Annotated in this window: 7 protein-coding genes and 4 pseudogenes; 7 read left to right on the top strand and 4 right to left on the bottom strand. The window is 76.6% G+C overall.

The window, feature by feature from the left end:
* From ABD323_RS36690 to ABD323_RS36680, 3 genes and pseudogenes are all read right to left on the bottom strand, one after another.
* Positions 1-1,536 (bottom strand): annotated as a pseudogene (locus tag ABD323_RS36690) (hypothetical protein); the annotation flags it as partial.
* A 19-nt stretch (positions 1,537-1,555) separates the two neighbouring features.
* Complete coding sequence (locus tag ABD323_RS36685; RefSeq protein ID WP_344446428.1) at positions 1,556-2,410, bottom strand: hypothetical protein; 855 nt, start codon at positions 2,408-2,410, stop codon at positions 1,556-1,558.
* Positions 2,411-2,442: 32 nt separating this feature from the next.
* Entirely contained in the window at positions 2,443-3,975 is a 1,533-nt protein-coding gene (locus ABD323_RS36680) for a hypothetical protein (RefSeq protein ID WP_344446427.1), read from the bottom strand.
* 151 nt (positions 3,976-4,126) lie between these two features.
* On the opposite strand from ABD323_RS36680, the gene ABD323_RS36675 reads away from it, so the two are divergent.
* The 7 genes and pseudogenes from ABD323_RS36675 to ABD323_RS36645 all read left to right on the top strand — a co-directional run bounded on the left by ABD323_RS36675 (position 4,127) and on the right by ABD323_RS36645 (position 9,922).
* A complete protein-coding gene (locus ABD323_RS36675) occupies positions 4,127-4,633 on the top strand; it encodes a hypothetical protein (protein ID WP_344446426.1) in 507 nt (168 codons plus the stop codon).
* 205 nt (positions 4,634-4,838) lie between these two features.
* Positions 4,839-5,603 (top strand): LamB/YcsF family protein, encoded by a 765-nt coding sequence (locus ABD323_RS36670; protein ID WP_344446429.1) that lies wholly within the window; start codon positions 4,839-4,841, stop codon positions 5,601-5,603.
* Positions 5,603-6,247, top strand: a complete 645-nt coding sequence (locus ABD323_RS36665; protein ID WP_344446425.1) for a 5-oxoprolinase subunit B family protein — start codon at positions 5,603-5,605, stop codon at positions 6,245-6,247. Before ABD323_RS36670 ends, ABD323_RS36665 begins: the two co-directional genes overlap by 1 nt.
* A 5-nt stretch (positions 6,248-6,252) precedes the next feature.
* Positions 6,253-7,232 (top strand): annotated as a pseudogene (locus ABD323_RS36660) (5-oxoprolinase subunit C family protein).
* A gap of 71 nt (positions 7,233-7,303) precedes the next feature.
* A complete protein-coding gene (locus ABD323_RS36655) occupies positions 7,304-8,413 on the top strand; it encodes a MerR family transcriptional regulator (protein ID WP_344446424.1) in 1,110 nt (369 codons plus the stop codon).
* A gap of 11 nt (positions 8,414-8,424) precedes the next feature.
* Positions 8,425-9,006, top strand: a pseudogene (locus ABD323_RS36650) (MFS transporter); the annotation flags it as partial.
* A gap of 310 nt (positions 9,007-9,316) precedes the next feature.
* On the top strand, positions 9,317-9,922 hold the full coding sequence (locus ABD323_RS36645) for an MFS transporter (RefSeq protein ID WP_344446423.1): 606 nt from the start codon (positions 9,317-9,319) through the stop codon (positions 9,920-9,922).
* Between the two features lie 58 nt (positions 9,923-9,980).
* On the opposite strand, the pseudogene ABD323_RS36640 reads toward ABD323_RS36645, so the two are convergent.
* A pseudogene (locus tag ABD323_RS36640) lies at positions 9,981-10,487 on the bottom strand (HEAT repeat domain-containing protein); the annotation flags it as partial.

Raw genomic sequence — 10,487 nt, 5'->3', positions numbered from 1 at the left:
GGCGGCCCGGGTCTCCTGCTCGACCTCGGCCAGCCGCTGGCGCAGGTGCTCGGCCTCCGAGCGGGCCTTCTGGCCGGCGGTGGCGGCGGCCAGCGAGTCGGCCTGCACCCGGGCGCCGTCGGCCTGCAGCTCGGCGGCGCGGACCTCCTCGCTCTCGGCGATCTCCTCGGCGCCGCCGGCGGCGGCCTCCAGCGCGTGCGCCAGCGCGCCGGCGGCCTGCGCGGGGGCGGCCAGCGCGGGGGCGGCGTCGAGTTCGGCCTCGCAGATCGCGGCGGCGAACCCGGCCGAGCGGTCGGCGGCCGAGCCCTGGCCCAGCACGACCGCGGCGGCCTGCCAGGCGGCGTGCAGGGTGCGGGCGTCCAGCAGTTCGCGGCGCAGGCCGGCGGCCTCGGTGGTGGCGGCGTCCAGGCTGAGGGTGGCGTGCCGGTGGGTCAGCTCGGCGGTGATCAGCGAGTGCCGGGTGCGCTCGCGCTCGGCGGCGGTGACCGCGCTCGCGGCGGCGGCCACCTCGATCGCCAGGTCGTGGGCGCGGTCCCGTTCGGCGCCGGCCCGCGCCGCCAGGCCCTGGGCGAGCCGGCGGGTGCGGCGCTCGGCCGAGCGGTGCGCCTCGCGCACGCCCTCGCGGGCGGCGGTGGCCTGCACGATGCGCTCCAGCAGGTCCAGCGAGCCGGCCGTGAAGTCGCGCTCGGCGGTGAGCTCGCCGCGCCGGCCGAGCTTGGCGGCGAAGCCGTGCACCAGGTCGGCCAGGCCGTCGGTGTCGCGGGTGTCGGTGACCGCGCGCAGCAGCAGGTCGGTGAAGTCGGCGTCGTGCTTGACCGCGAAGAGGCCCGCCGCCTCGCCCTCGTCGGCGTTCATCTCCCGCTGGTAGCGGAAGAGTTCGGGGTCCAGGCCGAGTTCGCCCAGGTGCTCGGTCCAGCGGTCGTGGCCGTCCTCGAAGGTGAGGTCGAGGTAGGGGTGGGCCTTGCCGGCCTCGGTGAGCGCGTCGCGGAAGCCCTTCATGGTGCGCCGCCGGCCGCGGGCCTTCTGGTCGCCGGCCAGGCTCGGCCGCTCGGCCACCGGCAGCGCGTCCAGGCTCAGCCCCGGGCCGGGGCGGAAGGAGTACCAGGTCTCGGCGAACTTGCGCGGGTCGGAGGAGACCTGGCGCCCGCGCCACTCGCTGACCTTGCCCACCACGATCAGCTCGCCGGTCACGGTGTGCTGCCACTCCAGCGCCACGTGGCCGCAGTCGTCGGCGAGCAGGAACTTGCGCAGCACGCCGGAGCTCGCGCCGCCCAGGGTGTTGCGGTGGCCCGGGAGCATCACCGAGAAGATCAGCTTGAGCAGGACGGACTTGCCGCCGCCGTTCTCCAGGAAGAGCACGCCGGCCGGGGCCGGCCGGCGCTGCGGGCCCTGCGGGTCCTCGCCGAAGAGGCCGGGCTGCTGCGGGGCGGGGTCGGCCACCGGCTCGCCGACACCGCGCAGGTCCAGCACCGTGTCGGCGTAGCGGGCGCCGGCCGGTCCGATGGAGTAGAGCCGGACCCGGTTGAGCTCGTACATGAAGCTGATGTCTTTCGGATCAGAGCGAGTGGAACGGGAGGCCGGCGTCGGCGACCAGCTCCTCGGAGTGGTCGGCGGGCATGAGGGTGGCGGTGCCGTCGGTGACCGGGACCACGCCCAGGTCCAGCAGTTCGGCCATCGCGGCGCTGCCGGCCAGGTCGCGGACCTGGAGCTGGTAGCGGGCGGTGGTGCGGTAGGTGCCGCCGGCGTCGTCGGCGGTCTTCTGCAGGAAGCCGGAGTCGACCAGGAAGGCCACCGCCTTGCCGGTGATGCCGATGGTGGAGCCGGCCAGCCGGCGGGCGTCCTTGGTCGCGCCGGTGGTGGAGCGCCGGGCCCAGACCCGCCAGGCGGCCTCCAGGCCGGGGGCGTCGCTGGCCGGGTCGGTGTTGGCGCCGTCGGCCTCGGCCTGCTCCTCGAGCCGGCGGCAGGCCTGGCGGACGAAGGCGTCCACGCCGTTGACGGTGATCCGGCCCAGGTAGCCGTCGTCGGCCAGGTCCTCGGGCCGCGGGAAGGCGAGGGCCGCGACCGCCAGGTGGGCCAGGCCGTGCAGGAAGCGGTCGGTGGTCTCGGAGGCCGCGCGGCGCGAGTAGTCGCCCATCCGCACCGCGAAGACCGAGTCCTCGGCGGCGGCCAGCGCCATGCCGGCCCGGGCCGAGACCTCCAGGACGACCAGGCCCAGGCCCGTGGCGACGGCGTCGGCGAGCCGGGCGAAGGGCGGGTCCTCGCGGTAGCGGCGCACCAGCTCGGTGTACTCGGCGTCGCGGGCCGGCAGCAGCTTGGGCTGCACGCCGAAGGAGACCAGGCGGGCGGCGTCGGCCACGTCACCGGGGGTGAGCGCGGCGGGGGCGGGCGCGTCTTCGAGCGGGGCGGTCACGGGTGCTGCTCCTCGGTACGGGTACGGGCTCGTCACTGCGCGTCCTGGCGGCCGGCGGCCATCCCGGCCGCGTCCAGCAGGGCGCTGCCGACGATCAGGTCGGCGCCGCCGAACTCGGGGTCGGTGAGCGTGGTGCCGTCGTCCACCGCGAAGAGCAGCCGCTCCTCGCCCTGGCGGTAGGCGGTGCCGACCGGCGGGCTGGCCGCGTGCACGGCCAGCAGCGCCACCAGGTAGGGCAGTTCGGCATCCTGCCGGCGGGCGTCGGCGAGCAGGCCCGACAGCCGGCGCGGGGCGTCGGCGGGCAGGTCGAGCAGCACCAGGGCGGCCTCCAGCTGGGCCTCGGAGAACCGGCTGTCGTCGGGGGTGGCGACCAGGTCCGGGTCGGGCAGCTCGGCGCCCAGGTGCTCGCGCTCGACCGGCGGGGTGAGCAGCAGCTCGACCAGGTCGGTGACCCGCACGGCGGTGGGCGTGCGCAGGCCGGTGCCACGGGCGAAGAAGGCGTCGGTGGGCCGGATCGCCTGCTCGATCGGCAGCCGCAGCACGGGCGCCAGCAGCTGCCCGTAGAGGTCGAGGCCGGCCCGGGCGGCCGGCGCGGCGAAGGCCTGGCGGTCCTGCTCGGCGCGGAAGAGCGGGCCGGCCTCCAGCAGCCGGGTCTGCAGCTGGGTGTGCCGGCGGATGCAGTCCTTGACGATGTCGACCAGCTCGGCGGCCTGCCGCTTGTGGTCGGCGCCCTCGGCCTCGTCGCGGGCCTTGCGGATGTTGGTGAGGATCGCGTTCTCGTGCCGGTAGCGGTCGGCGATGTGGTCCAGCGCCTCGTCGATCAGGTCGGGCACGGCCTGCATCCAGTCGACGGCGCGCACGTTGCGCCGGGTGGCGTCCAGCGCGCGGCGCAGCGTCTCGGCGTACTGGACGGTGCGGTAGCGGGCCTGCTCGGCGGCGAGCTGGGCGTCGGCGAGCCGGCCGCGCCGGATCAGCACCTCCAGCTTGACCTCGGCGGCGATCTGCGCGGAGGTGACGTCGGTGTCCAGCGCGCCGACCAGGACGTTGACGGCCTCGTCGGTGGTGCGCAGGTAGACGCCACCGTCGGGGCCGGGCACCTCCTCGATCAGCTTGAAGTCGTAGTCGCGCCGCAGGTAGGCGCCGTCCGGGCCGAAGGTGCCGTAGACCGCACGGAAGCCCCGGTCGACGCTGCCCACGTTGATCAGCGACTCCAGCACCCAGCGCGCGACGCGCTGGTGCTCGGTGGTCGGGCGCTGCGGGTGCTGGGCGGCGACCCGGGGCAGCACGCGGGCCAGCACTATCTCCCGGTCGGCGCCGGTGTCGAAGTCCATGTGCAGGGTGACCAGGTCGATCGCGGCCAGCGCGACCTCGGCCATCGCGTAGCCGCTGTACTCGCCGGCGAGGTTGGCCTTGCGGTTGTCCAGGTCGTGCAGCGGGGCGGTGCAGGCCAGCGCCTTGAGGCGGCGGGCCAGGCCCTCGTCGGCCGCCGGCCCGGGCGCCGGGCGGGCGGGGCCGGCAGGGGGCCTGAGCTCGCGCTCTGCGGGGTGGTCGGCGATGACGGTCATGGGGGACAAGATTAGGGCCCCGGACCGACAAGGTCCGAAACGGGACCGCTCGTCCCGCTTCGTCCGACCCTCGGGAGGAGGAGTTGAACACGTTCAAAACGATCGCTAGAGTCCTTCCAGCGGGCACCGCCCGCACGAGAGGGGGGAACCGGTGACCACCGAGGCCATCGCACTGCGCGGCGTCCGCCGCTGGTTGTGGATCTTCATCGTCTGCCTGGCACTGAGCGGCCTGACCGCCTTCCCGCTGCAGACCGAGACCCGGCTGCTGCTCACCGCGGCCGAGCACCTGCCGACCCCCGCCGCCCTGCTGGAGTGGCTGCGCCGGGTGCGCACCGGGGTGGCGGAGACCGACGCCCGCTACCCCTTCCTCGCCTACGGCACCGACTGGCTGGCCTTCGCCCACCTGGTGATCGCCGGGGCCTTCTGGGGGCCGCTGCGTGATCCGGTGCGCAACGTCTTCGTGGTGCGGTGGGCCCTGGGGGCGTGCGCCGGGATCCTGCCGCTGGCGCTGATCTGCGGGCCGCTGCGCGGGATCCCGCTGTACTGGCGGTTTGTCGACATGTCGTTCGGCGTGCTGGGCGCGCTGCCCCTGCTGCTGGTCCTGCGCGGCATCCGCCGGCTGGAGGCGCTGCAGGCGCCCGCCGTACCGGCGGGGTGAACCGGCGCGGGCGGCGGGGTGAGCGGGCGCGGCCGGGTGCGCTCCGCCGGACGGGGGAGGAGGTCGGCCGCTCTGACCGGCGAGGGGGTGGAGGCGGCGGACCGGCGCCCGGGCGAAGCCCTACGATCCCCTCAGAGCTTGGCGCACCTCCAAGCCCTCAGGCATCCGCAGCAGCTCTGGGAGGCAGTCGGCCGTGACCGGTGCGGTGATCGATCTCAACGCGGACCTCGGTGAGGGGTTCGGACGCTGGACGCTGACCGACGACGAGGCACTGCTGTCGGTGGTGACCAGCGCCAACGTGGCCTGCGGGTTCCACGCCGGCGACCCCTCCACGATGCGCCGGGTCTGCGCGCTGGCCGCCGAGCGCGGGGTGCGGATCGGCGCCCAGGTCTCCTACCGGGACCTGGCCGGCTTCGGGCGCCGGGCGATGGACGTGCCCTCGGAGGAGCTCGCCGACGAGATCGCCTACCAGATCGGCGCGCTCCAGGTCTTCGCCCGGGCCGCCGGCTCGCGGGTCAGCTACGTCAAACCGCACGGCGCGCTCTACAACCGGGTGGTGGCCGACAGCGAGCAGGCCGAGGCGGTGGTGGCCGGGGTGCTGCGGGCCGGCGCGGTCTGCGACGGTCCGCTGCCGGTGCTGGGCCTGCCCGGCTCACGGCTGTTGACGGTGGCCGAGGGGGTCGGCCTGCCGGTGGTCACCGAGGCGTTCGCCGACCGGGCCTACACCTGGGCCGGCACCCTGGTGCCGCGCGGCGACGTGGACGCGGTGGTGCACGACCCCGAGACGGTGATCGCCCGGGCGGTCGGGATGGCCCGCGACGGACTGGTCACCGCGATCGGCGGGGAGCCGGTGGCGGTGGACGCCCGCTCGCTCTGCGTGCACGGCGACACCCCCGGCGCGGCCCAGCTCGCCTGGCGGGTGCGCGGGGCGCTGGCCTCGGCGGGCATCCGGGTGGAGGCCTTCACCTGATGGCCCGGGGACGGGGGGTGTCGGGGCTGGTGATCCGGGCGGTCGGCGGGCAGGCGCTGCTGCTGGAGGCCGGCTCGCCGCAGGCGGTCGCCGCGCTCTACGCCCGGCTGCTCGCCGAGCGCGCGGCCGGGGCGCTGGGCGAGGTCGCCGAGATCGTGCCGGCCGCCGCCACCGTGCTGCTGGACGGGGTGGCCGAGCCGGCCGCGCTGGCCGCCCGGCTGGCGACCTGGTCGGTGACCGGCGCCGGGCTGCCGCACGGCCCGCTGCTGGCGATCGTCACCGTCTACGACGGCGCCGACCTGCCCGAGGTGGCCGCGCTCTGGGGCGTGTCGCCCGCCGAGGCGGGGGCGCTGCACTGCGCCGTGGAGTACCGGGTGGCGTTCTGCGGCTTCTCGCCCGGCTTCGGCTACCTGACCGGCCTGCCCCCCGCGCTCGCCGTCCCGCGCCGGGCCACCCCGCGTCCGGCGGTGCCGAGCGGGTCGGTGGCGCTGGCCGGCGCGTACACCGGGGTCTACCCGCGCTCCTCCCCCGGCGGCTGGCAGCTGCTGGGCCGCACCGACCTGGTGCTCTGGGACGCGCGGCGCGAGCCGGCCGCGCTGCTGGCACCGGGCGTGCGGGTGCGCTTCGTGCCGGTGGAGGGGTGAGCGCGGTGGTGACGCTGGAGGTGCTGCGGGCCGGGCCGCTGACGACGGTCCAGGACCTGGGGCGGCACGGGGTGGCCCACCTGGGCGTGCCGCGGGCCGGGGCGCTGGACGAGCCGGCGCACCGGGCGGCCAACCGACTGGTCGGCAATCCGGCGGGGGCCGCGACGCTGGAGACCACGCTGGGCGGGGTGACGCTGCGGGCGGTCGGCGGCGCGGTGCTGGTGGCCGTCACCGGTGCACCGGCGGCCGTCCGGGTGAACGGCCGACCGGCGGCCTGGGGCGGGGCACGCCCGCCGGGTGCTGGCCGGGCGCGTCCAGGCTGACGTACCACAGGACCGCGCCCTCGATGGACGTGGGCCCGGCCAACGCCGGAGTACGCGGCTACCTGGCGGTGCGGGGCGGGATCACGGTGCCGCCGGTGCTGGGCAGCCGCTCGGCCGACCTGCTGGCGGGCCTGGGCCCGGCCCCGCTGCGCACCGGCGAACGGCTGCCGGTGGGCTCGGCGGGCGGTGTCCCGGGGGGCTCGGCGGACGGCGGGGCGGCTGGCGACGGGGTGGACGGCGGCGGGGCGGACGGCGGCGGGGTGGCGGGCCTGGTGCCGCTGCCGGCGGTGCCCGCCGAGCTGGTGCTGCGGCTGCTCCCGGGCCCGCGCGCGGACTGGTTCGCGCCCGGCACCCTGCCCGCGCTGGCCGCCGCCCGCTACCGGGTGGCGGCGGCCAGCAACCGGATCGCGCTGCGCACCGAGGGCCCCGCGCTGGTCCGCGCGCGCCACGACGAGCTGGCCAGCGAGGGCATGGTGCTGGGCGCGGTGCAGGTCCCGCCGGACGGGCAGCCGGTGGTCTTCCTCGCCGACCACCCCACCACCGGCGGCTACCCGGTGCTGGGCGTGGTCCCGGCACCCGACCTGGCGGCCGCCGCGCAGGCCGGACCGGGGACCCCGGTACGGTTCGTACCGGTCCGGGGGGTCGGTCCCACCACGCGTTGACCTTCCCCCTGGGGCAAGGCCCAGCATCGTCCCTGCCGGGCGGCACGTCCGGTACGAGGAGGGTGACACACGTGAAGCTGCTGACGATCGGGGCCTTCGCCCGCGCGTCCCGGCTCTCGCCGAAGGCGCTGCGGCTCTACGACGAGCTCGACCTGCTGCGGCCCGCCGAGGTCGACCCGGTCTCCGGCTACCGCTACTACCACCCGGACCAGTTGGACCGGGCCCGGCTGGTGGCCTGGCTGCGCCGGATCGGCCTGCCGCTGGCCCGGATCCGGCAGGTCTGCGCGCTGGCACCCGCGCAGGCGGCCGAGGAGCTCGACGCCTACTGGGCGCGGGTGCTGGCCGACACCGCGGCCCGCCAGGAGCTGGTCACCCACCTCGTCGACCACCTCAACGGGGGGAAGACCACCGTGACCACCACCGACAGCACCGCACTGACCCTGCGCTGCGCCGCCCGCTCGGACGCCGGCCTGGTCCGCAGCCACAACGAGGACGCCGCCTACGCCGGGACCGGCCTGCTGGCCGTGGCCGACGGCTTCGGCGGACCGGACGGCGCGCGGGCGGCCGGCGCCGCGATCACCGCCCTGCGCCGCTTCGAGGCCGCGCAGGCCGGCCCGGCCGACCTGCTCAACGCGCTGGAGGACGCGGTCCGCGAGGCCCTCGCCGAGTTGCCCGCACCCGCCCCCGGCGGGCAGCCGGCCGGCAGCACGCTGACCGCGATGCTGCACACCGGCTCCCGGCTGGCCCTGGTGCACATCGGCGACTCGCGCGCGTACCTGCTGCGCGGCGGCGAGCTCTTCCAGATCACCCACGACCACACGATGGTCCAGCAGATGGTGGACGAGGGACGGCTGACCCTCGCGGAGGCGGCCTCGCACCCGCAGCGCGCGCTGCTGCTGCGCGCGCTGAACGGCCCCGGCGACCCGCGACCGGCCCGGCTCGACCTCTCGCTGCACACCGCCCGGGCCGGCGACCGCTACCTGCTCTGCTCGGACGGCCTGAGCGCGGTGCTCGCCACCGAGCACCTGCACACGGCGCTGAGCAGCATCGCCGACCCCGAGCAGGCCGTCCAGCAGCTGATCACCCTGGCCAACCGGGCCGGCGGGCCCGACAACATCGCCTGCGCGGTCGCCGATGTCGTCGCCTCGGAGGCGACGGCGACGGCGACGGCGACGAGCTGACGGTGGCGGCTCTGCTGCTCGACCTCGCGCCGCTGCGCCGTGCCGACTTCCGGCGCCTGTGGACCTCCAGCACGGTGACCGCGGTCGGCGCGCAACTGACCGCCGTGGCCGTCCCGTTGCAGGTCTACCAACTCACCGGCTCGTCGGCCGCGGTGGGCCTGGCCACCCTCACCGGGCTGGCACCGCTGGCCTGCGCCGCGCTCTGGGGCGGCGCGCTGGCCGACCGGCTGGACCGGCGCCGGCTGCTGCTGGCCGGCAACGCCGGGATCGCGGTGGTCTCGCTGCTGCTCTGGGCCCTGGGCGGGCTGCGCTCGGTGCCGGTGCTGCTGCTCCTGGTCGCGGCCCAGCAGGCGCTCTTCGGCGTCAACGCCACACTGCGCGGCGCGGTGCTGCCCCGGCTGGTCCCGGCCGAGCTGCTACCGGCCGCCAACGCCCTCCAGGCGCTGCCCGGTTGGCTCGGCGGGGTCGGCGGGCCCCTGCTGGCCGGCGCCCTGGTGGCGGTGACCGGCCTGCCGACCCTCTACCTGCTGGACGCGCTCGCCCTACTCGCCGTCCTGCCCGCGGTGTGGCGCCTCCCGGCCCTGCCACCCCTGCCGCCCGACGGCGCGAGTGAGCCGACGCCGGTGGCGGCCGGCCACGAGAAGCTGCCCCCGCCCGGCACCCCGGCGAGTGAGCCGAAGGGCGCGCCGGTGTCGAAAGCGACGAGCGACGAGCGACAAGCGACCGAGGTACGAGGGAGCGCCGGAGCGAGGAGCGTCGGCACCGGGTCAAGAGCGCCCGGAGGCGAACCGAGCCACAAAAAGGCAGAGCGACAAGCGACCGAGGTACGAGGGAGCGCCGGAGCGAGGAGCGTCGGCACCGGGTCAAGAGCGCCCGGAGGCGAACCGAGCCACAGAAAGGGGCGTGCGGGCCGGTCTGCGGTACCTGGCCGGGCAGCCGATCCTGTTGACGGCCTACCTCGCGGACCTGACCGCGATGGCGTTCGGGATGCCGGTGGCGGTCTTCCCCCAGCTCTCCCAGCAGGCCTTCGGCGATCCGCCCGGCGGCGGCCCGGCCATCGGCGTGCTGTCGGCGGCGCTCTCCCTGGGCGCGCTGGCGGCCGGCTGCTGCGCGGGGGCGTTCACCCGGGTGCGGCGGCACGGCGTGATGGTCACCGCCGCGGTCTGCGGCTGGGGACTGGCGGTGGCGGGTGCCGGGCTGGCGCGCTCGCTCTGGAGCGCGGCGGCCTGCCTGCTCCTGAGCGGCGGCGCGCTGACCGTGCTGAGTGTCTTCCGCAAGACCCTGCTGCAGGCCGCCGCGGTGGACGCGATGCGCGGGCGGCTGCAGGGCGTGGACACGGTGGTCGGTGCGGGTGGTCCGCGCCTGGCCGGGATCCTGCACGGGACGGCTGCGGCTACCTGGGGCACCAGCTGGTCGATCACCGGCGGCGGGCTGCTCACGGCGGCGGTGATGGTGGCCCTGGTGCTGGCCGTTCCCGCGTTCTGGCGCTACTCCCCCGTGGGTGCCTGAGCTCTGCTGAGCCCCTGGTCCCCGGTAGCGCGATCGGTGCGGTCGTCCGTACGAGCGGTCAGTGCTCGCGGTGGGTGAGGCGGCCACGCACGGCGGCGTGCACCTCGGCTTCCTCGGCCGGGTCGGCGGCCAGCCGGCGCAGGCGCTCCAGCACCCGGGCGTCACCGGTGGTGACCACGTGCCGGGCGGCCAGCTCGCGGGTGGCCTCCTCGCAGTCCCAGAGGCACTCGACGGCCGGCCCGCTGGCGAAGTAGCGGTCGGTGGCCGCCAACGCCCGGGCGGCACGGCCGCGCAACTCCGAGGAGACCGCCTCGCCGTAGACGTGGCGCAGGGTGGAGACGGCGGAGACGGCGGCCAGCCGCCCCACACCGTCGACCAGCGAGCCGAGTTCGGCCCCGCGCACGCCGTGGGTCAGCACCCAGGTGAGCAGCGCGCCGACCACCACCGGCGCGGCCACCGGCTCGCCGATGTCGGCCAGCAGTCGGCCGCCCGCCTCGGCCAGCGCGCTGTCCGCGCCGCCGGTGGCCGGGTCGGCCCAGCGCCGGGCCTCGCGCTGGACACGCTG

Source organism: Kitasatospora nipponensis (assembly GCF_039528135.1).
In the GTDB taxonomy this organism is placed as follows: domain Bacteria; phylum Actinomycetota; class Actinomycetes; order Streptomycetales; family Streptomycetaceae; genus Kitasatospora; species Kitasatospora nipponensis.
This window is presented reverse-complemented; position numbering and strand designations above follow the sequence as displayed.

What these genes read in the sequence shown, in the direction of transcription:
- ABD323_RS36680 (WP_344446427.1), bottom strand. Translation starts at nt 3,975, where the DNA reads ATGACCGTCATCGCCGACCACCCCGCAGAGCGCGAGCTCAGGCCCCCT.
- ABD323_RS36665 (WP_344446425.1), top strand. Translation starts at nt 5,603, where the DNA reads ATGGCCCGGGGACGGGGGGTGTCGGGGCTGGTGATCCGGGCGGTCGGC.